The sequence below is a fragment of the Kocuria sp. JC486 genome (assembly GCF_011602805.1).
GTDB lineage: Bacteria > Actinomycetota > Actinomycetes > Actinomycetales > Micrococcaceae > Kocuria > Kocuria soli.
On sequence record NZ_JAAOZS010000012.1, the window covers coordinates 51,679 to 71,508 of the forward strand.

Here is a 19,830-nt window from a genome sequence, read left to right on the forward strand (position 1 = left end):
TGAGGCCGGCACATCGCCCCGCGGGTCCATCTGTGATGATGACGGGATCATCCCGGGGTATGACGTCCGGATTTGTTGCCGTCCCGTGGATCACATCACGGCGGACAGTCCTTTGACCAGGGCAGCGAGGCCGCCGAGGCCGGCGATCACCAGGGCCAGGGTCCGCGCCTGGAGGGGATTGACCCTGCTTTCGAGCAGCGTTCCGAGGCCGACCCCGCCCAGGACCAGCCCGATGACCACGGGCACCAGCCACCATGGTGGGAGATGGGGTTGCCCCGTGGCCCCGAGCACCGACTTGGTGAGCACGGAGAACAGGCCCATGGACATGAAGATGGGCTGCAACGTGGCCGCGAACGTCCGTTGATCCCACCGGGTCAGGCGCGCGGCGATCACCATCGCCGGAGCGGCCACACCCGCCGTCGTGTTGAGCACCCCTCCGATCAGACCCGTGACCGGTAGCGCGACCTTGGAATCCAGGTGCGGCAGGCGCGGGGTGGTGATCGTGAGGGCCAGGGCGATCAGCACCAGCAGCCCGATGCCGATCTGCAGCCAGGCGGTGGGCAACACCAGGACCAGCAGGGCTCCCAGGACCGCTCCAGGCAACGCCGTGGCGACGACGACCGCGGCCTTGCGCCACTGCACCCGGTCCCGAACGGAGAGCATGATGGTGAAGCCCGAGACCGTGGTGGTCGCGTTGGTCATGAGCACACCCGCGACCGGCCCCAGGATCAGCGAGAGGACCGGCGTCACCACCAGGCCAACGCCGGTGCCGGAGAGCCGTTGGAGGGTGGACCCGACGACGATCGCCAGGCTCGCCCACAGAGCGGGCGTGAGACTGAGATCAGTCATGCCGCGGCCGGGCCATGTCCACGGCGGATTCGGCCAAGGCCAGCCCCACGCCGTCGTACAGCTGGATCACGACGTCGGCCCCCTGTTCGCGGATCTCGCGCACCTGGTCGTCGTACTGGGCCACGGCGGCCACCACGCCGTCGAACCCGCTTTGGTGCAGGCGGCGGAGTGCTTCCAGGTTGGTGCCGTGGAACGGCATGGCCAGCACCGCGATGTTCACGTGCTCGCTCATCTTGAGGCGGTCCCAGAAATCCGGGTCCGTGGCATCCGCTTCTTCGACCAGATAGCCGTTGGCGGAAAGGGATTCCACGCGTTCGGCACTGCTTTCGACGCCCACCACTCCGTAGCCGAACTGGTCGCGTAGTTCCTCGTAGGCACTGCGACCGATGCGGCCCATGCCCAGCACCACGGCGGTGGCGCCGTCGAGGTCGATGGGGCGTTCGTGGACGTGGACCTTGTCCTCCGGCCACCGGGGCAGCACCCGACGTGCGATGGCCAGGACGGTGTCCCGACGGCGGCCCACCAGGGGCGCGACCACCATGCTCAGGGCCACCGCCACGGTGATCGCGATGAGCCAGGTTTCGGGCAGCATGCCGGCCTCCACGCCGACGGCCGTGACGATCAGCGCAAACTCCGAGTAGTTGCTCAGGGCGAGCCCCGCGAACACCGATGTGCGGCGCCGCAGGCGGTTCATGTGCAGCAACCAGATGTAACCGACGGACTGGGCCGGGAGCAGGAGCATCAACAGCGTGCCCACCAACAGTGCTTCACCCGTGACCACACCCGCGATGCCGATCGAGACGAAGAACGCCACCAGCAGGAGTTCCTTGAGACCCATGAGCAGCCGGGAGAGTTCGCCCGCGGCGGGGTGTCCGGCCATCAGGACGCCCACGATCAACGCACCCAGGTCGCCCTTGAGGCCCAGAGCCCCGAAGAGCGCGTACCCGGGCACCAGGGCCATGGCGACCCCGAACACCGCTTGCATCTCGCCGTGGGGCAGCACGTCCCAGACCTTGCGCAGAACCCAGATCAAGGCGGGTAGGAACACCAACAGGACGGCCCACGGAGAGGGCCAGTGACCGGAGGAAGCCGTGATGAACACGACGGCGGCGACGTCCTGAAGGATCAGGATGCCGATCGCGATCCGCCCGTAGTAGGACTGCGCCTCGGCGTGTTCGTCCAGGATCTTGACCACCAGGACGGTCGAGGAGAACGACAGCGCGAAGCCGATCAACGCCAGGGTCCCCACGTCCTGACCAACCAGCAGTGGCGCGCCGAACAACCCGAGCACCCACATGCCCAGCATGCCGATCGAAATGCTCAGGATCCCGTGCACCCCGGCGGTCTGCCAGACCTCACGGGAGAGCAAGGACCGGACGTCGAGCTTGAGGCCGATGCCGAACAGGAGCAGTGTCACGCCCAGATCGGCGGCGGTGTGCAGCCCGGGCAGCGGCTCGACGTCCAGGCCGTTGAGGATGAAGCCGGCGGCCAGGAATCCGATGAGCGGGGGGAGTCTGACCAGGACAGCCACGAGCCCGGCAAGGAAGATCACCGTCAGATAGACCGCCACGGCTCCCACGTGCTTGCTGACCCCCTTGACGCTCCACGTCTCCGACGTGCACAAAGGGCGGTTCACCCGCCCCGAGAACATCTGGAATCAGGGTAGCGGTGATCACACCGCCCCGTTGTGCCCCAAAGGGTAGACTCTCCGGCGGACCGCTGTGATTCCGACGGCGGATGTGATCGCCCGATCAGTGGTGGTCCACGCTCCTCGCAGTCGAACCCCGCCGGGCGCTGCGAATCCCGGTGCCGCACGACAGGCACCCACCCCATCGAAGAGAGACTTCACACGCATGAGCACTGCCCAGCGAACCGACCTCCGCAACGTCGCCATCGTGGCCCACGTGGACCACGGCAAGACCACCATCGTGGACGCGATGTTGCAGCAGACCAACGCGTTCTCCGCGCACGGTGAGGTCGAGGAACGCGTGATGGACTCGGGTGACCTGGAGAAGGAAAAGGGCATCACCATCCTGGCCAAGAACACCACGGTGTTCTACAACGGCCCCTCGGCCAACGGTGAGAACATCACCATCAACGTGATCGACACCCCCGGCCACGCCGACTTCGGTGGTGAGGTCGAACGCGGTCTGTCGATGGTCGACGGCGTCGTGCTGCTGGTGGATGCCTCCGAGGGACCGCTGCCGCAGACCCGTTTCGTGCTGCGCAAGGCCCTCGAGGCCAAGCTCCCCGTGATCCTGGTGGTCAACAAGATCGACCGCCCGGACGCCCGTTCCGAGGAGGTCGTGGGCGAGTCGATGGACCTGCTGCTCGGCCTTGCCTCCGACATCGCCGAGGACTACCCAGAGATGGACCTGGACGCCGTTCTGGACGTCCCCGTGGTCTACGCCTCCGGCAAGGCGGGCCGCGCCTCCACGGAGAACCCCGGGGACGGCAACCTGCCGGACAACGAGGACCTGGAGCCGCTGTTCAAGACGATCATCGAGCACATCCCCGCTCCCTCCTACGACGACGAAGGCGTGCTCCAGGCACACGTGACCAACCTGGACGCCTCCCCGTTCCTGGGCCGCCTGGCCCTGCTGCGCATCTTTAACGGCACCCTCAAGAAGGGGCAGACCGTTGCGTGGGCACGTTCCAACGGTGAGATGAAGAACGTCCGCATCTCCGAGCTGCTGGCCACCAAGGGCCTGGAGCGCGAACCCGCCGAATCGGCCGGGCCGGGCGAGATCGTCGCCGTCGCCGGCATCGAGGACATCACCATCGGTGAGACGCTCACGGACCCGGAGAACCCGGCCCCGTTGCCCCTGATCCACGTGGACGATCCCGCGATCTCCATGACCATCGGCATCAACACCTCCCCGCTGGCCGGTCGCGTCAAGGGCGCCAAGGTCACCGCGCGGCAGGTCAAGGACCGTCTGGACAAGGAGCTGGTGGGCAACGTGTCCCTGCGGGTCCTGCCGACTCAGCGTCCGGATGCTTGGGAGGTGCAGGGGCGCGGTGAGCTGGCCCTGGCGATTCTGGTGGAGCAGATGCGCCGTGAAGGTTTCGAGATCACCGCTGGCAAGCCGCAGGTCGTGACCAAGGAGGTCGACGGCAAGCTGCACGAGCCCGTGGAGCGTATGACCATCGACACCCCGGAGGAGTTCCTGGGCGCGATCACCCAGCTCATGGCCGCTCGCAAGGGCCGCATGGAGTCCATGACCAACCACGGCACCGGCTGGGTTCGCATGGAGTTCCAGGTGCCCTCCCGCGGTCTGATCGGTTTCCGCACCCGTTTCCTCACGGAGACCCGCGGCGCCGGCATCGCCTCCTCCTACTCGGACGGCTACGAGCCGTGGGCCGGGGAGATCGAGTACCGCACCAACGGTTCGCTGGTCGCCGACCGCGCCGGCGTGGCCACGCCGTTCGCCATGATCAACCTGCAGGAACGCGGCACGATCTTCGTGAAGCCCACGCAGGAGGTCTACGAAGGCATGATCGTGGGTGAGAACGCCCGTGCCGATGACATGGACGTCAACATCACCAAGGAGAAGAAGCTCACCAACATGCGCTCCTCCACGGCGGACAACTTCGAGAACCTGACCCCGCCCAAGATCCTCACCCTCGAGGAATCCTTGGAATTCGCCCGTGAGGACGAGTGCGTGGAGGTCACCCCGGAGGCGATCCGCATCCGCAAGGTGATCCTGGACGGCAACGAGCGCGTCAAGGCTGCTCGCCAGCGGGCACGTGCCTGAGCTTTCCCCCTCGGCCGACGCAACGCCGTCGTACCCACAGCAGGGTACGGCGGTGTTGCCGCATGCGCGGCGTTCCCTGCTGCCCGAGGGACAGGGAATCCACGGTGCGCGGGTGCTCTACGTCCACGCCCACCCCGACGACGAAACGGTGGTCACGGGTGCCTCGATCGCACAGCTGGCGCGCGGTGGGGCCGAGGTTCACCTGCTGACCATGACCCGTGGCGAACGGGGGGAGGTCATCCCGGAGCTGCTGCGGCACCTGGAGGTGGGGCAGCCGGCCAACAACGACGACGGCACCGCGTTGGGGGAGTACCGCATCCACGAACTGGCCGCGGCCTGTGCTGCGTTGGGTGTGCGCAACCAGGTGTTCGCGGGGCGGGCCCCGGCCATCGACCCGTCCGTCGGGTTGAGCAACGGGCGGGACCGGTATCTGGATTCCGGCATGTCCTGGGGGCCCGACGGCCGTGCCCGGGCGGCCGCGGACGTGTCGTCGGCCGCGCTCACGGCAGTGCCGGTGGAGGAGGCTGCGGCGCACGTCGCCGCGGCCATCCGCTCCCTCCGGCCCGCGGCCGTGGTGACTTACGACGACGACGGCGGCTACGGCCACCTGGACCATATCCGCACCGCGCAGGTGACCCTGCGGGCCGTGGAGCTGGCTCGCACCGCCGGGGCCGGTGGGGACGGCTGGAACGTGCCGCTGACCTGGGCGATCGAGGGCGAGTTCTCGTCCGAGGACAACCGGGTCCAGGCAGTGGTCGAAGCCGGACCCGCGGGCCTGGCCGCCAAGCGCGCCGCGCTGGAAGCCCACGAGACGCAGGTGACCCTGCCCGCGGATCCCGCCGATCTGACCTTCCGGTTCTCCAACGGGGTGCCGCAGAAGATCAGCGGCGTGGAGACGTTCCGGCTGCTGCGCGGAGACCCGGACGTGGTGCCTTCCTCGTCGGATGGAGCAGCCGGTTCTGCCGGACTTCCCGGTTCCGCCCGGGCCTCCCGCGCGGGTCGCCATCCACTGGAACAGGCCTCCCTGCCGGTGACCCTCACCGTTGCGGTTGTGGGTGGCCTGCTGGCGGGGATCCTGGGCACGGGGGTGCACGGGAACATCTGGCGTCCCGTGCAGGGCCTGACCATTCCGTGGGGTGTGGTGTTGGCACTGGCGTTGCTGACCAGCATGTCCGTGTGGGCGGGAACCACCACGCGCCGCATCTGGGCCGCCGCGGTGCCCGGGATGGTTGCCTACGTGGTCGCCTTCGTCCTGGCTTTCGGGCGCTCGGACTCCCCGCTGATCGTGATGACCACGGATTCGGCGGTCGGCTTGGTCGGCTGGGCCTGGTTCGTCGGGATCCTGCTGTCCACCTTCGTGTCCGTGCTTGTGGTGGGCCGTTGGTGGCGCAGGCGCCGTCGCGAACACGTGCCCGCCGCGCCGAAACCGCAGTTCGATCGCCCCTGATGCCGACTGCGCAGTTTGATCGCCCCTGAACCGTTCAGGAGCGATCAAACTGCGCACTCGGCAGCGAAGTCGGCTCAGTCGCGGGGGCGTCGAGGCGGCGGGGGAGGAACACGCTTGGCCAGACGGACGGCCTCCCACGGGATCCTGACCTCACCCTGCCGGGTGTCCAGGACCAGAGGGTCCCCTTGACCGGGGTCATGGCCGCCGTCGTTGTCGGAGAGAAGGCTCGGAGACGAGACCGGACCCACGATCGTGCCGATGGAGTCGGTGAACTTTTTCCCGGACGTGTTCCCGTCGGGAAGTGCCCAACGCACCGTGACCCGCGTTCCGACGGGGAGGGAGCGAAGCAGTGCGACGGCGGGTACGGAGGTGTTCACGCAGCCACGGTAGCCGGATGTTTCCTACATGACATTCCGTCTTGGGCCTCTTGGGCAACGCCGTAGGATGGTCCGGAACCAACCGTGAGAAAGGATCGCGAGCTTTATGACGTACGTGATCGCCCAGCCTTGTGTCGACGTCAAGGACAAGGCTTGTGTGGAAGAGTGCCCCGTCGATTGCATCTACGAAGGTGAGCGCTCGCTGTACATCCACCCGGATGAGTGCGTGGACTGCGGCGCTTGCGAACCCGTGTGCCCGGTGGAAGCCATCTACTACGAGGACGACACCCCCGAGGAATGGGCGGAGTACTACAAGTACAACGTCGAGTTCTTCGACGACCTCGGTTCGCCCGGCGGTGCCGCCAAGCTCGGCAACACGGGCAAGGACCACCCCGGTATCGCTGCGCTGCCGCCGCAGAATCAGGACTGACACGTGACGGATTCGCCGCGCGCCTTCGGCCTGTCCCTGCCCGAATACCCGTGGGAGGCCATGGCGCCTTACCGGCGTACCGCGCAGCAGCACCCGGACGGCGTGGTGGACCTTTCCATCGGTACGCCTGTCGACCCCACGCCGTTGGTGGTTCAGGACGCGTTGGCCGCCGCGGCGGACGCGCCCGGTTACCCGACGACGCACGGCACCGCCGCTCTGCGCGAGGCGATCGTTGGCTGGTATGCCCGACGCCGCGGTGTGGCGGGGCTCAGCCCGGAGCAGGTCATGCCCACGGTCGGGTCGAAGGAACTGGTGGCCTGGTTGCCGCTGCTGCTCGGCCTGCGCGCCGGTGACGTGGTGGTTCGCCCCACGGTGGCTTATCCGACCTATGACATCGGCGCTCAGATCGCCGGTGCCGAGCACGTGGCGGCGGACGATCTGGACGAACTCGACGACGACGTGCGTTCGCGCGTGCGGTTGGTCTGGGTCAATTCGCCCGGGAACCCGACGGGCATCGTGCGCTCCGCCGAGTCGCTCAAGAAACTTGTGGACCAGGCCCGGGCGCTCGGCGCCGTCGTCGCCTCCGACGAGTGCTACGCCGAACTCGGCTGGGGTGACTGGGATGTCGAGCGCGGTGGGACGCGCGTGCCGTCCGTGCTGGACCCTGAGGTCAGCGGGGGAGACCTGTCCCTGCTGTTGAGCGCGTACTCGCTGTCCAAACAGTCCAACCTCGCCGGTTACCGGGCAGCCTTCCTGGCGGGTGACCCGGAGCTGATGAAGGATCTGGTCAACTCCCGCAAGCACGCAGGAATGATCGTGCCCGCGCCGGTCCAGGCCGCCATGCAGACGGCGCTGAACGACGACGCCCACGTTGCCGCTCAGAAGGCCCTCTACCGTGGCCGCCGGGAGCGACTGTTGCCTGCCCTGCAAAGTTTCGGCCTGGCGGTCGAGCACTCGGAGGCCGGATTGTACCTCTGGTGCCGACCGACCGGTTCACAAGAGGACACGTGGAACACCGTGGGGCGGTTCGCCGACCTTGGCATCGTCGTGGGCCCCGGCGTGTTCTATGGTGACGCGGGCTCGGGATACGTGCGGGTGTCCCTGACCGGCTCCGACGAGCGGATCGACGCCGCGGTCCATCGGCTGAACGGCGCCTGAGGCCCGCTCGGACGATGCCCCAGGTCTGGCCCCGGACACGTTGGGACGGGGTTTCCGGCGCTGTCCGCCGTGGGCGCAGAATTGGCACGTTCCCAGGACAAGCGAGTAAGTTGGACTACAGCGATCCTGTGTCCTGAGGCACTCGTGTGACCGATACACCGTTGTGTCGGCCATCTCTCTCAGCACCGACGCCGAACTCACATCATGGGGAGCGCCGGAACCACGCACGACCTACAGGGTCAACGATCGACGAACTATCACCGCGGAGGACATTCATGAGCGAGTCTGCACATGACGCCAAGAACGTTCAGTTGAACTACGAGGGCGGAACCCTCGACCTGCCCGTTCTTGAGGCCACCGAAGGCAACAACGGCTACGGCGTCAGCTCGCTGCTCAAGGACACCGGCAACGTGGTGTTCGACCCCGGTTTTGTGAACACGGCCAACGCTCGTTCGGCCATCACCTACATCGACGGCGCCAACGGCATCTTGCGCTACCGGGGCTACCCGATCGAGGAGCTCGCGGAGAAGTCCAACTTCGTGGAGGTCGCCTACCTGCTGATCTACGGCGAGCTGCCGACTCCCGAGCAGTACCAGGACTTCGAGCATCGCATCACCACGCACACGATGGTGCATGAGGACCTCAAGATGTTCTTCAACGGGTTCCCGCGCTCGGCCCATCCCATGCCGGTGCTGTCCTCTGCGGTCTCCGCGCTGTCCACGTTCTACGCGGATTCGCTGGACCCGCACGACCCGCAGCAGGTGGAGATCTCCACCATCAGGCTTCTTGCCAAGGTGCCCACTCTCGCGGCTTACGCGTACAAGAAGTCCGTGGGGGAGCCCATGCTCTACCCCCACAACGAACTGAACTACTCCGAGAACTTCCTCCGCATGTGCTTCGGTGTACCGGCCGCCAATTACGAGGTGGACCCGGACATGGCCAAGGCCTTGGACATCCTGCTCATGCTGCACGCGGATCACGAGCAGAACTGCTCGACTTCGACCGTGCGCCTGGTCGGTTCCTCCGAGGCCAACATCTTTGCGTCCGTCTCCGCGGGTGTGAACGCCCTCTACGGCCCGCTGCACGGCGGCGCCAACGAAGCCGTGCTCAAGATGCTCGGCCAGATCCAGAACGAGGGCATGGACCCCGACACGTTCATGGAGAAGGTCAAGAACAAGGAGGACGGGGTCAAGCTCATGGGCTTCGGCCACCGCGTGTACAAGAGCTACGACCCCCGCGCCCAGATCATCAAGGGTTACGCCCACGACATTCTGGGCAAGCTCGGTGGCAACAACGAGATGCTGGACATTGCCCTGAAGCTCGAGGAAAAGGCTCTGGCGGACGACTACTTCGTGGAGCGCAAGCTCTACCCGAACGTCGACTTCTACACCGGCCTGATCTACAAGGCCATGGGCTTCCCGGAGCGCATGTTCACGGTCCTGTTCGCGATCGGTCGTCTGCCGGGCTGGATCGCCCAGTGGCGGGAGATGATCGAGGATCCGGAGACCAAGATCGGCCGCCCGCGCCAGCTCTACGTGGGCGAAGGCGAACGCCACTACCCCCAGCGCTGAGGCCCCGGCCCCACCTCACCCGCTGACTTCGGGGTTGTTCCGCCTATTCGACCGAATAGGCGGAACAACCCCGAAGTCAGCGCAGGGGGAGGGAGAGGATTCGGCTGTCAGCCCTCGTAGCCGTTGGGATTGTTCTTCTGCCAGTTCCAGTGGTCGCGGCACATGGTGTCCATGTCCCGGTCGGCGGACCAGCCCAGATCGGCCAGCGCAGCGGAGGCATCCGCGTAGGTCGTGGCGGCGTCGCCGGGGCGGCGGTCCACGATCTCGTACGGGATCTCCACACCGGAGGCCTTCTGGAACGCGTCGCGCACCTCCAGGACGGAGTACCCGTGCCCGGTGCCCAGGTTCCAGACCTTGAGCCCGCCGTTGGCGGCCAGCCAGTCCACGGCCTTGACGTGTCCGTCGGCCAGATCGACCACGTGGATGTAGTCACGCACACCGGTGCCGTCGGGAGTGGGGTAGTCGTTGCCGAAAACCCGCAGCTTCTCGCGCCGCCCCACGGCCACCTGGGCCACGAACGGCATCAGGTTGTTCGGGATGCCGCGCGGGTCCTCGCCGATGCGCCCCGATTCGTGCGCGCCCACCGGGTTGAAGTAACGCAAAAGCGCCACGTTCCAGCGGTCGTCGGCGGCGGCCAGATCGGTCAGGATGTCCTCGATCTGCTCCTTCGTGCGCCCGTACGGGTTGGTGGCGTCCTTGTCGACCTTCTCCGTCAGCGGCATGGTCTCCACCTCGCCGTACACGGTCGCGGAGGAGGAGAACACGATGGTGCGGCAGTCGTTGTCCTCCATGGCGTGCAGCAGGTTCAGCGTGCCCGCCACGTTGTTGGTGTAGTACCACAGCGGCTTCTCGGAGGACTCGCCCACGGCCTTCAGCCCGGCAAAGTGGATCACGGCCTCCGGCTTCCAGGTCTCGAAGACCCGGTTGAGCGCGGGGACGTCCAGGAGGTCGACCTGCTCGAACCCCAGGGTTTCCTTCCCCGCCAGCTCATGCACCCGCTCCAGGGAAGCCTGGGAGGAGTTGGCCAGGTTGTCCAGCACGACGACGTCGTGCCCGGCTTCGAGCAGGGACAACACGGTGTGCGAGCCGATGTATCCGGTCCCGCCGGTGACGAGAATTCGCATGAAACGCCTTTCTGTTGGTGTGGCTCGGAAGGTGGCGGACGATCCCCGTGCCCGCCGGCCGCCAGCCGATCAGTTCTTGTGCAGAGCCTCGTTGAGTTCCACGGTGCGTCCGGCGCGGGGGAGGACCTCCACAGCACCGGTCTGCGAGTTGCGGCGGAACAGCAGGTTCGCAATTCCAGAGAGGTCCACGGCCTTGACCACACGGGCGCCGTCGTTCTCCGTGCCGCCGTCGGGTCCGGTGGCCCCGTTGCCCAGGACGGTCACGCGCGTGCCGGCGGTGACGTAGAGGCCGGCCTCCACCACGCAGTCGTCCCCGAGTGAGATCCCCACGCCCGCGTTGGCGCCCAACAGGACGCGCTCGCCCAGCCGGATGCGCTGCTTGCCGCCCCCGGAGAGCGTGCCCATGATCGAGGCGCCGCCGCCGATGTCCGTGTGATCACCGATGACCACGCCGGCCGAGATGCGGCCCTCCACCATGGCGGAGCCCAGGGTCCCGGCATTGAAGTTCACGAAACCTTCGTGCATGACCGTCGTGCCCTCCGCCAGGTGCGCACCCAGACGGATCCGGTCCGCGTTGCCGATCCGCACACCGGTGGGCACGACGTAGTCGACCATGCGGGGGAACTTGTCCACGGACAGGACCGTGACGTTGCCGCTGGCCCGCAGTCGCAGGAGGGTGAACTGCAGTTCCTCCGCCAGGACCGGGCCGCGCGAGGTCCAGGCGACATTGGCCAGTAGCCCGAAGATCCCGTCCAGGTTCAGGGTGTTCGGCTGGACCAGGCGGTGGGAGAGCAGGTGGAGGCGGAGGTAGGCGTCGGCCGCGTCCTTGGGCGCCTCGTCCAGATCGATCACCCGTTCCAGGATTTCCGCGGTGACGTTGCGCTCGGCGTCGGGCACTGCGGCACCGCGCAGGTCGGCGTCCAGGGACGTGTCAGCCTCCCGGGCGAGGACCGGGTTCGGGTACCAGACGTCCAGGATCGTCCCGGCCTTGGGGCCCTCGGCGACAACCGTGGCCAGGCCCAGGCCGGCAGCGTAACGGGGGGCATCTGAATGTGTGGAAGTCATGGGGTCCATCCTACGGACAGCACCCGGTTAGGGTGGTCGGATGACGACCGCGCGCACGGTGCCACAAGTGCCCACACCTCCCGCCTTGGACTTGACGGCCGATCCGGCTGAGCTCACCGCAGCGTTGATCGACGTCGAATCCGTCTCCGGTAACGAGGGACCCTTGGCCGATGCCGTGGAGGCTGCCCTGAGGTCGTATCCGAATCTGCGCGTCCACCGCGACGGCGATGCGATCGTGGCCCGCACGGAGCTGGGCCGTTCGGAGCGGGTGGTGCTCGCGGGCCACCTGGACACCGTTCCGCTGCCGAGCGTTGAAGGCTCGCGGGGGACGGTGCCGTCGTCGTGGTCCGGAACCGACGCCGACGACGACCGGGTCCTGTGGGGGCGCGGGGCCACGGACATGAAGGGCGGCGTGGCGGTCCAACTGGCCCTGGCGGCTTCCCTGACCGAACCCAACCGCGATGTCACGTACGTCTTCTACGACCACGAGGAAGTGGACTCGGCCAAGTCGGGTCTGGCGCGGTTGTACCGCAATGCCCCGGAAATGTTGGAGGCGGATTTCGCGGTGCTGTTGGAACCGACCAACGGGACCGTGGAAGGCGGATGCAACGGGACGCTGCGGTTCACGATCGACCCCGCGGGGCTGGCCGCCCACTCAGGGCGTGCCTGGCGGGGCGAGAACGCCATCCACAAACTCGCCGACGTCCTGAGCGTCCTGGCCGAGTACGAGCCCCGGGAGATCGAGGTCGAGGGACTGGTCTACCGCGAAGGCCTCAACGCCATCCGCATCCAGGGCGGGGTTGCGGGCAACGTGATTCCCGACGCCGCCCGGGTCGAGATCAATTACCGATTCGCCCCCGACAAGTCCTTGGACCAGGCGCAGGAGCACTGCCGGGAGCTGTTCCCCGGACACGAACTGACCTTCGTGGACCTCTCACCGGCGGCGCGGCCGGGACTGGACCGTCCTTCCGCCGCGGCCTTCGTGGACGCCGTCGGGCAGGAACCGCAGCCCAAGTACGGGTGGACGGACGTGGCGCGGTTCTCCGAGAAGGGGGTCCCCGCCGTGAACTTCGGCCCCGGGGACGCCCTGCTGGCACACACCGACGACGAGCACGTCACCGCTGCAGCCATTCGGGACTGTCACCGGGCGCTGGAGAACTGGCTGACCGCCTGACCGCGGCCCTGGGAGTGAGGGAGGCTCTTCTGCCCGAGCAGTGCAGCGCGGGCAGGAGAGCGACTGGTCACCGAGCGGCCGGTGCCACGGCGGCGGGCGCGGGCGCGACCGTGGGTTTGGTGCGTCCCGAGGTCCGGTAGCTCAGGAACCCGGAGAGCCATTGGGCCAGGGAGGTCAGGGCGAAGTTGATGACCACGAAGATCACCGCGGCCATGAGCAGCGTTTGGAGAATGTTCCCGTCGCCCGAACCCAGCCGCCGGGCCGAGGCGAGCAATTCGGGGTACGTGATGATGTAGCCCAACGCGGTGTCCTTGAGGATCACCACGAACTGGCTCAGGAGCGACGGCAGCATGGCGGTCAAGGCCTGCGGCAGGAGAATGCTGCGCAACGTCTGGGACTCGGTGAGCCCCACGACCAGTCCGGCTTCACGTTGCCCCCTGGGCAGCCCGTGCACGCCCGAACGGATCAGTTCCGCGATCACGGAGCCGTTGTAGAACATGAGTGCCAGGACCACGGCCCAGAACGGGGTCTCCGTGGGTTGAACGATTCCAGTCCGTCCGATCCCCAGGTAGAAGAAGATCATCATGACCAGCACGGGGACCGCGCGGAAGAACTCGACCACCACAGTGGAGACGGCGCGGACCACGGCCAGGGAGGACAACCGCCCCACGCCGAAAACCAGCCCGAACACCACGGACAGCACCACGGCCAGGCCAGCGGCCTTCAACGTGGAGAGGATGCCGGGCAAGAAGAAGTTCTCCCAGGACCGTGCGGTGAACAGCTGCGTCCACTTGGTCGCCTCCAGCTGGCCCTGGTCCGCCAACTTGCCCAGGACCACCCAGGCCAGGGCTGCCACAAGAAGGAGCCCGACAACGTTCAGGACCAGGGTGATGACCCGGCCGCGCGGACCTTGGACGTCGAACAGGACGTTCTGAGCATTCGAAGCCATCAGCGCACCACCGCAAACTTCCGTGAGGCCCATGTGGTCAGCAGCCCCACCGGGACCACGATGAGCACGAAGCCCACAGCCACGGTCAGGAAGACTGCAATGATCACGTCGGGCCGGAACTCGATCATGGTCTTCATCAGGGCGGAGATCTCCGTCACGGAGGCCGCGGCGGCCACCGTGGTGTTCTTGGTCAGGGCGATCAGCGTGTTGCCCAGCGGGGTGATCGCACCGCGCAACGCCTGCGGGAAGATGATCATCCGTGCCGAGGGGAGGAACCCCAGACCGATCGCCCGGGCGGCTTCGGCCTGCCCGACGGGCACGGTGTTGACCCCGGAGCGGATGGCCTCGCACACGAACGCCGCGTGATACACCGTCAGGCCGATCACGGCGTAGCGGAAGAAGTTCTGGTTGAAGTCCGCGCTCAGATTGATCTGCAGCTGGCTCCACACACCGAGCACCAGGAAGACCAGGATGATGGTCAGCGGGGTGTTTCGGATCGTATTGACGTAGGCCGCTCCCATCCACCGCAGGGAGGCGATGGGCGATATGCGCATCAGCGCCAGGACGCTGCCCAGCACCATTGACCCGATCGCGGCGAAGAAGGTCAGTTTGATGTTGACCCAGAACGCGGCGGCCACGTCGAACTGTTGGAACAGACTCGCGAAGTCGGCGAAGTAACTACTCACGATGCCTCTCGAAGGCTGGAGGTGGTCAGGGACACCGGGTGTGCGCGGAACTTGCGGCCACGTCGCGGCCCGTGGTTCGAGGGACCTGAGGGTGCCGTGAGGTCCCGGCACCCTCAGGCGGGTCAGGAGGCGCAGGCCTCAGGCGTGGGCGGGTTGAGGTCCTTGTTGTAGGAGTAGTCAGCGCCCTCGGTGTTGGAGGTCACGGCTTCCTCCCACGCGCCGTCGTCGATCATCTTCTCGATCGCGGCGTTGATGTCCTCGCACTTGTCCGAGCCCTTGGGCAGGCCGACGCCGTACTTCTCCTCGGAGAAGGTGTTGCCGACCACGCGGAACTTGCCCTTGTTGGCATCCGTGGAGGCCAGACCGGCCAGGATGATGTCGTCGGTGGTCACGGCGTCCACGCCGCCGGAGCCGAGCATGGTCACGCAGTCCGCGTAGCCGCTCTGCTCCACCAGGTTGACCCCGGGGACCTCTTCCCGGACGTTCTCCGCGGAGGTGGAGCCGGTGACCGAGCACAGGTTCTTGCCGGCCAGGTCCTCGGGGCCCTTGATCGAATCGTCGTCGGAACGCACCAGCAGGTCCTGTCCGGCCACGAAGTACGGGCCAGCGAAGTCCACGGATTCCTTGCGCTCGTCCGTGATGGAGTAGGTCGCGAAGATCATGTCCACCTGGTTGTTGGAGAGCATGTTCTCGCGGTTGGCCGACGGGGACTCGACCCATTCGATCTGGTCCTCGGAGTAACCGAGTTCCTTGGCCACGTACTTGGCGACCTCGACGTCGAAGCCCGTGTACTCGCCACCATCGGCGTAACCCAGACCCGGCTGGTCGTACTTGATGCCGATGCGCAACGTGTCGCCGTCGCCACCGGCCTGATCGCCGCCACCACCGCCGCAGGCGGACAGCGTCAGGGCGGCCGCGGCTGCGATGGCGGCCACGCTGTAGAGCTTGTTCTTGTGGTGCATTGTTCTCCCGATCTCGAATGAGGGTGTGAGGGTTCCGGCGCCGCCGGGCGGCGCTGCCGGGTGAAGGATCGTTCGGGCCCCGACGACGACGTCGGGGACCTAGAGCGTCAGTGGTTCAGGATCTTGCTGAGGAAGTCCTTGGCTCGGTCGGACTGCGGGTTGGCGAAGAACTCCTCCGGGGTGTTCTGTTCGACGATCTGGCCGTCGGCCATGAACACCACGCGGTCCGCGGCGCGCCGGGCGAAGCCCATTTCGTGGGTCACGACGATCATCGTCATGCCCTGTTTGGCCAGCGTGGCCATGGTGTCCAGGACCTCGTTGATCATTTCCGGGTCCAAGGCGGAGGTGGGTTCGTCGAAGAGCATGACCTTGGGGCTCATGGCCAGGGCGCGGGCGATCGCCACGCGTTGCTGCTGACCACCCGAAAGCTGCGCGGGGAGCTTGTCCGCCTGGTTGTCAACGCCCACACGCTTGAGCAGTTCCATCGCGCGCTCTTTGGCTTCCGAGGAGGACTTCCCGCGGACCTTCATGGGACCGAGCGTGACGTTCTGCAACACGGAGCGGTGCGCGAACAGGTTGAAGGACTGGAAGACCATCCCGACGTCGGCCCGGAGTTTGGCAAGAGCCTTGCCCTCCTTGGGCAGCGGCTTCCCGTCGATTCGGATTTCCCCGTCGTCAATGGTCTCGAGCCGGTTGATCGTGCGGCACAGGGTGGACTTGCCGGAACCGGACGGGCCGATGATTACGACGACTTCGCCGCGGCGCACGTCCAGGTTGATGTCTTTGAGCACGTGCAGGCTGCCGTAGTGCTTGTTCACATTGGTGACCTGAACCAGGACCTCGCCGGTCTCAACGGCGATCGGGCTGGTGGCGGTGCTCACTGTCTCGTTGGGCATGAGAGAAAGATAGTGGAAAAAATCACATTGTGATGACGTTCACGTCTCCGAATTGTGAAATGGACCGACTCACGGTGCCGCGGCGGGTTCGGCGCGAAGGAGACCCTGTTTGGGAGGGGCCTGCCGCTACCGTGTAAACCATGACGTCGAACGGATCAGAGACTTCCCCATCAACCGGGTCCGGGGCATCGCGGGAGAGTCCCCGGCCCGACCGAAACAAGTTCCGACACAAGGGACCGATCATCCTTCGCGGACGGGAGCTGCAGCGCAGCACCTCCGATCAACGATTCCTCGAACCCGAGGTCGTGGCGGGCAGGGCCCCCGGGGACTTCACCCGAACAGATCCCTGGCGGGTGCTGCGGATCCAGTCCGAGTTCGTGGACGGGTTCGACACCCTGGCACGGTTGGGCCCGGCGATCTCCGTCTTCGGTTCGGCACGGATCCAGGAGTCCTCTGCCGAATACGCCATGGCCCGCGAGGTGGGGCAGGAACTCGGCAAGGCGGGCTACACGGTGATCACCGGCGGTGGGCCGGGCGTCATGGAGGCGGCCAACCGGGGCGCCCACGACGTGCAGGCCAGCTCCGTGGGACTGGGGATCGAGTTGCCGCACGAGCAGGGCATGAACCCCTACATCGACCTGGGCATCAACTTCCGCTACTTCTTCGTCCGCAAGACGATGTTCGCCAAGTACTCGCAGGGATTCATCGTGCTGCCGGGTGGATTCGGGACCATGGACGAACTCTTCGAGTCCCTCACCCTGGTGCAGACCGGCAAGATGACGCGGTTCCCGGTGGTTCTGATGGGTGGGAAGTTCTGGGCACCGCTGGTGGACTGGATCAAGGACAGCTTGGTACGTGAGGGCATGATCTCCCCTGAGGACCTGGACCTGTTGTACGTCACCGATTCGCCGAGCGAGGCGGTGACGGTCATGCGGGAAGCACACGAGCGTCGTAACGAAGAACTGCGGGCCAAGGCGCGACGAGCGGGTTCGGATTTCGACCCGGAGGAGTTCCTGGAAGGCGACGCCCCGTGAATCAGACCGCCCCCACTCGCGTCCACGTGTGGTTAGGGGCCGTAGGGGCGCGTGCCGCCGGGCTGTTCATGAGTGCACCGTGGTGGGCGCAGGCCCTGATCATCTGGTTGGCCTCCCGCCTCTGGGGTTTCGTGCTCTTCAGTGTGGTGGACCGCCAGGCACCGGATGGGCCCTGGGGTCAATCGCCCCTGGGGTACTCGTCCTTCGTCTCCATCTGGGACGGCCAGTGGTACGAGAAGGTTCACGACGCGGGATACCCCACCGAACTCCCGCGGAATGCGACGGGGACCGTGGCGGCCAACCAATGGGCGTTCTACCCGCTGTTTCCCATGGTGGTCCGGTTGATCACGGGGGCGACGGGCCTGCCCTGGGAGTTCGCCGGTCCGACGGTCGCTTTGGTTGCGGGATTCGCGGCTGCCCCGCTGATTCTCGGCCTGTTCCGGGAGTTCCTTGGCTCTCGTGACGCCCTGTGGGCGTTGGCCGTGGTCGCCTTCGGGCCGGCGTCGCCCGTGCTGCAGACCGCCTACGCGGAGTCACTGCACCTGGCACTGCTGGCCGCAGCCCTGTTATTGGTCCTGCGTGGACACTCCGTGGCCGCCGCGGGAACGATCCTGCTCATGTGCCTGACACGACCCGCCGGTGTCCCGTTCGCAGCGGCGTTGGGACTGACCTGGTTCATCAGGTCCGTCCTGAGGGTCGGAGGGGGACGCCCCGGGGGTCTCACCGGCTGGCTGCGGTTGCTCGACAAATGGTTCTGGTTGGCGCTGTGGTCCTGTGGCTGTGCGTTGTTGTGGCCGGCATTGGCGTGGTGGGCCACGGGTGAAGTTGGGGCCTACACGGACACGGAAACGGCCTGGCGCGGCACGTCTCTGGTGCCTTTTGAGCCGTGGCTGCGATTGGGGAACCGGTTCTTCGGGGTCGGCCTGGGTTGGCTGGCGGTCCTGGTGCTCGTGGGGCTGTTCGCCCTGATCGTGACCACCCGCGTGGTTCGGGAGACCTTGCCGTTGATCGCCTGGATGTGGGTGGTCTGCTATGCGGTATACCTGCTGGCCTTCCTGCACCCGCAGTCCTCGACCTTCCGGTTGCTCATTCCCGTCTTCGTGGTTGCGGCGCCGTTGGTCGCGGTCAGCGAATCCAAGGCCTACCGGTGGGGACTCGTGATCGTGGGGGCGCTGTTACAGCTTGTGTGGGTCGGTTACCTGTGGCAGTGGTCCCCGCTGCCCCAGGGCGGCGACTGGCCCCCGTGATTCGCTTTCCGCCGTCGTCCCCGCTCGCCACGGGGCCACGACGAACGGGCACCCGGGCTGTCTGCCCCGCCTCACCACCCCGGAGGGGAGGGGCTCGGTTCCGGTAAGATGACGGAGAACACCCTTCGATGACAGGAGAACAACCAATGGCGGCTATGAAGCCGAGGACTGGTGACGGTCCCATGGAGGTCACCAAGGAAGGCCGCAGCCTGATCATGCGAGTCCCGCTGGAAGGCGGTGGTCGCCTCGTCGTCGAGCTGAAGGCCGATGAAGCGGCAGAGCTCAAGGGATGCCTGGAAGGCGTCACCTCCTGATCGCAACCCCTTGATGCCATCGGCCCGAGGCCGGGATCAAGGTCCCGGTGGCCCGGACGACAAAGGCCCTCACCGCACCGCGGTGAGGGCCTTTGCACGTGACGATCAGCGTTTGACAGCCACCAGGAGTCCGGATCCCGGCGTCAGGATCGCCGACTGGAAACGTTCGTCCTCACGGAACAACCGGTGGATCTCGCGCTGCACCCGCGTGGACTCCTCGCGGATCACGGGATCGGGGACCTTGTCCTGATCCAACGTGTCCTGAACCAACAGGGTGCCCCCGGGGCGGAGCATCCGCGTCGCCTCGTCCACATAGAGCAGTGTGTTCGCGGCATCCGCGTCCAGGAAGACCAGATCGTAGGCCTCCGTGGTCAGCCGCGGGAGGACCAGGGAAGCGCGGCCGGAGATGGTCCGGACCCGGTTCCCCGCCACCCCCGCCTCGCGGAAGGTGTCGCGAGCAGCCCGGAGCGCGCGGACGTCGGTGTCAATGGTGGTCAGGACCGTGCCGTCGGGCAGGCCCCGAAGAATGGCCGTGCCCGAGACCCCGGCGCCGGTACCGACCTCGACGGCGGAGCGCGGCTTGGCTGCGGCTGTGAGAACCGTCAACGCGGCGGCCACGCCCGGGGTCACAGATCGAATGTTCAAGGCCGTGGCGCGCTCGCGGGCCCGCAACAGCACCTCGTCCTCCCGAGGGTACGCCTCGGCATAGGACCAGCTGGTGGTCTTGCCCCGGCCCATCCACACCTCCCGGTCTGCAATGTCGTCTCTGCGGTGATGTCTGTGTGTCGCGGT

19 protein-coding genes are annotated in these 19,830 nt (G+C 66.7%); 9 read left to right on the forward strand and 10 right to left on the reverse strand.

Going from position 1 to position 19,830, the window contains the following annotated elements; all coding sequences use genetic code 11:
- Nucleotides 1-90: 90 nt before the first annotated feature.
- Both GWK18_RS07885 and GWK18_RS07890 read right to left on the reverse strand, forming a co-directional pair.
- Nucleotides 91-849, reverse strand: a complete 759-nt coding sequence (locus GWK18_RS07885; protein ID WP_166834422.1) for a sulfite exporter TauE/SafE family protein — start codon at nt 847-849, stop codon at nt 91-93.
- Nucleotides 842-2,419 (reverse strand): cation:proton antiporter family protein, encoded by a 1,578-nt coding sequence (locus tag GWK18_RS07890; protein WP_233568808.1) that lies wholly within the window; start codon nt 2,417-2,419, stop codon nt 842-844. Before GWK18_RS07890 ends, GWK18_RS07885 begins: the two co-directional genes overlap by 8 nt.
- Nucleotides 2,420-2,702: 283 nt before the next feature.
- Between GWK18_RS07890 and typA the strand changes: the two genes are divergently transcribed.
- On the forward strand, nt 2,703-4,604 hold the full coding sequence (typA, locus tag GWK18_RS07895) for a translational GTPase TypA (RefSeq protein WP_123825531.1): 1,902 nt from the start codon (nt 2,703-2,705) through the stop codon (nt 4,602-4,604).
- Nucleotides 4,597-6,051 (forward strand): PIG-L family deacetylase, encoded by a 1,455-nt coding sequence (locus GWK18_RS12905; RefSeq protein ID WP_348535889.1) that lies wholly within the window; start codon nt 4,597-4,599, stop codon nt 6,049-6,051. Before typA ends, GWK18_RS12905 begins: the two co-directional genes overlap by 8 nt.
- A gap of 74 nt (nt 6,052-6,125) precedes the next feature.
- Here the strand turns inward: GWK18_RS12905 and GWK18_RS07905 are convergent, their stop codons facing one another.
- Nucleotides 6,126-6,428, reverse strand: coding sequence for a hypothetical protein (locus GWK18_RS07905; protein ID WP_166834424.1), 303 nt, complete (start codon nt 6,426-6,428; stop codon nt 6,126-6,128).
- Between the two features lie 106 nt (nt 6,429-6,534).
- Here GWK18_RS07905 and fdxA point away from each other — a divergent pair, with 106 nt between their 5' ends.
- The 3 genes from fdxA (at nt 6,535) to GWK18_RS07920 (ending at nt 9,587) form a co-directional block, all read left to right on the forward strand.
- Nucleotides 6,535-6,858: a ferredoxin gene (gene fdxA, locus GWK18_RS07910; protein WP_123825529.1), complete on the forward strand. Its 324-nt coding sequence runs from the start codon at nt 6,535-6,537 to the stop codon at nt 6,856-6,858.
- Between the two features lie 3 nt (nt 6,859-6,861).
- On the forward strand, nt 6,862-8,016 hold the full coding sequence (gene dapC / locus GWK18_RS07915; RefSeq protein ID WP_166834426.1) for a succinyldiaminopimelate transaminase: 1,155 nt from the start codon (nt 6,862-6,864) through the stop codon (nt 8,014-8,016).
- 275 nt (nt 8,017-8,291) lie between these two features.
- Complete coding sequence (locus GWK18_RS07920; protein ID WP_123825527.1) at nt 8,292-9,587, forward strand: citrate synthase; 1,296 nt, start codon at nt 8,292-8,294, stop codon at nt 9,585-9,587.
- Nucleotides 9,588-9,694: 107 nt separating this feature from the next.
- On the opposite strand, the gene galE is transcribed toward GWK18_RS07920, so the two are convergent.
- A complete protein-coding gene (galE, locus tag GWK18_RS07925; protein ID WP_123825526.1) occupies nt 9,695-10,711 on the reverse strand; it encodes a UDP-glucose 4-epimerase GalE in 1,017 nt (338 codons plus the stop codon).
- A gap of 69 nt (nt 10,712-10,780) precedes the next feature.
- Nucleotides 10,781-11,776 carry a 2,3,4,5-tetrahydropyridine-2,6-dicarboxylate N-succinyltransferase gene (dapD, locus tag GWK18_RS07930; RefSeq protein WP_123825525.1) on the reverse strand — a complete coding sequence of 332 codons (996 nt, stop codon included), beginning with the start codon at nt 11,774-11,776 and terminating at the stop codon, nt 10,781-10,783.
- 40 nt (nt 11,777-11,816) lie between these two features.
- Here dapD and dapE point away from each other — a divergent pair, with 40 nt between their 5' ends.
- A complete protein-coding gene (gene dapE / locus GWK18_RS07935) occupies nt 11,817-12,950 on the forward strand; it encodes a succinyl-diaminopimelate desuccinylase (protein WP_123825524.1) in 1,134 nt (377 codons plus the stop codon).
- A gap of 67 nt (nt 12,951-13,017) precedes the next feature.
- Here dapE and GWK18_RS07940 read toward each other — a convergent pair whose 3' ends face one another.
- The 4 genes from GWK18_RS07940 to GWK18_RS07955 all read right to left on the reverse strand — a co-directional run bounded on the left by GWK18_RS07940 (nt 13,018) and on the right by GWK18_RS07955 (nt 16,383).
- Nucleotides 13,018-13,899 (reverse strand): amino acid ABC transporter permease, encoded by an 882-nt coding sequence (locus tag GWK18_RS07940; RefSeq protein ID WP_233568806.1) that lies wholly within the window; start codon nt 13,897-13,899, stop codon nt 13,018-13,020.
- Nucleotides 13,899-14,585 (reverse strand): amino acid ABC transporter permease, encoded by a 687-nt coding sequence (locus GWK18_RS07945; RefSeq protein ID WP_123825522.1) that lies wholly within the window; start codon nt 14,583-14,585, stop codon nt 13,899-13,901. Before GWK18_RS07945 ends, GWK18_RS07940 begins: the two co-directional genes overlap by 1 nt.
- Before the next feature lie 122 nt (nt 14,586-14,707).
- Nucleotides 14,708-15,547 (reverse strand): glutamate ABC transporter substrate-binding protein, encoded by an 840-nt coding sequence (locus GWK18_RS07950; protein ID WP_123825521.1) that lies wholly within the window; start codon nt 15,545-15,547, stop codon nt 14,708-14,710.
- Between the two features lie 107 nt (nt 15,548-15,654).
- Nucleotides 15,655-16,383, reverse strand: a complete 729-nt coding sequence (locus tag GWK18_RS07955; RefSeq protein ID WP_199732582.1) for an amino acid ABC transporter ATP-binding protein — start codon at nt 16,381-16,383, stop codon at nt 15,655-15,657.
- A 200-nt stretch (nt 16,384-16,583) separates the two neighbouring features.
- Between GWK18_RS07955 and GWK18_RS07960 the strand changes: the two genes are divergently transcribed.
- From GWK18_RS07960 to GWK18_RS07970, 3 genes are all read left to right on the forward strand, one after another.
- Nucleotides 16,584-17,477, forward strand: coding sequence for a TIGR00730 family Rossman fold protein (locus tag GWK18_RS07960; RefSeq protein WP_123825519.1), 894 nt, complete (start codon nt 16,584-16,586; stop codon nt 17,475-17,477).
- Entirely contained in the window at nt 17,474-18,724 is a 1,251-nt protein-coding gene (locus tag GWK18_RS07965) for a hypothetical protein (protein ID WP_233568805.1), read from the forward strand. The genes GWK18_RS07960 and GWK18_RS07965 overlap by 4 nt, the downstream gene beginning before the upstream one ends.
- A 146-nt stretch (nt 18,725-18,870) precedes the next feature.
- Nucleotides 18,871-19,038: a DUF3117 domain-containing protein gene (locus GWK18_RS07970; RefSeq protein ID WP_123825518.1), complete on the forward strand. Its 168-nt coding sequence runs from the start codon at nt 18,871-18,873 to the stop codon at nt 19,036-19,038.
- Nucleotides 19,039-19,143: 105 nt separating this feature from the next.
- Here the strand turns inward: GWK18_RS07970 and GWK18_RS07975 are convergent, their stop codons facing one another.
- Nucleotides 19,144-19,776: a class I SAM-dependent methyltransferase gene (locus GWK18_RS07975; protein WP_123825517.1), complete on the reverse strand. Its 633-nt coding sequence runs from the start codon at nt 19,774-19,776 to the stop codon at nt 19,144-19,146.
- Between the last annotated feature and the right edge of the window lie 54 nt (nt 19,777-19,830).

Coding starts and splice junctions, on each gene's coding strand:
- GWK18_RS07885 (WP_166834422.1), bottom strand. CDS start 849: ATGACTGATCTCAGTCTCACGCCCGCTCTGTGGGCGAGCCTGGCGATC.
- typA (WP_123825531.1), top strand. CDS start 2,703: ATGAGCACTGCCCAGCGAACCGACCTCCGCAACGTCGCCATCGTGGCC.
- fdxA (WP_123825529.1), top strand. CDS start 6,535: ATGACGTACGTGATCGCCCAGCCTTGTGTCGACGTCAAGGACAAGGCT.
- GWK18_RS07920 (WP_123825527.1), top strand. CDS start 8,292: ATGAGCGAGTCTGCACATGACGCCAAGAACGTTCAGTTGAACTACGAG.
- galE (WP_123825526.1), bottom strand. CDS start 10,711: ATGCGAATTCTCGTCACCGGCGGGACCGGATACATCGGCTCGCACACC.
- dapD (WP_123825525.1), bottom strand. CDS start 11,776: ATGACTTCCACACATTCAGATGCCCCCCGTTACGCTGCCGGCCTGGGC.
- dapE (WP_123825524.1), top strand. CDS start 11,817: ATGACGACCGCGCGCACGGTGCCACAAGTGCCCACACCTCCCGCCTTG.
- GWK18_RS07940 (WP_233568806.1), bottom strand. CDS start 13,899: ATGGCTTCGAATGCTCAGAACGTCCTGTTCGACGTCCAAGGTCCGCGC.
- GWK18_RS07950 (WP_123825521.1), bottom strand. CDS start 15,547: ATGCACCACAAGAACAAGCTCTACAGCGTGGCCGCCATCGCAGCCGCG.
- GWK18_RS07960 (WP_123825519.1), top strand. CDS start 16,584: ATGACGTCGAACGGATCAGAGACTTCCCCATCAACCGGGTCCGGGGCA.
- GWK18_RS07970 (WP_123825518.1), top strand. CDS start 18,871: ATGGCGGCTATGAAGCCGAGGACTGGTGACGGTCCCATGGAGGTCACC.
- GWK18_RS07975 (WP_123825517.1), bottom strand. CDS start 19,776: ATGGGCCGGGGCAAGACCACCAGCTGGTCCTATGCCGAGGCGTACCCT.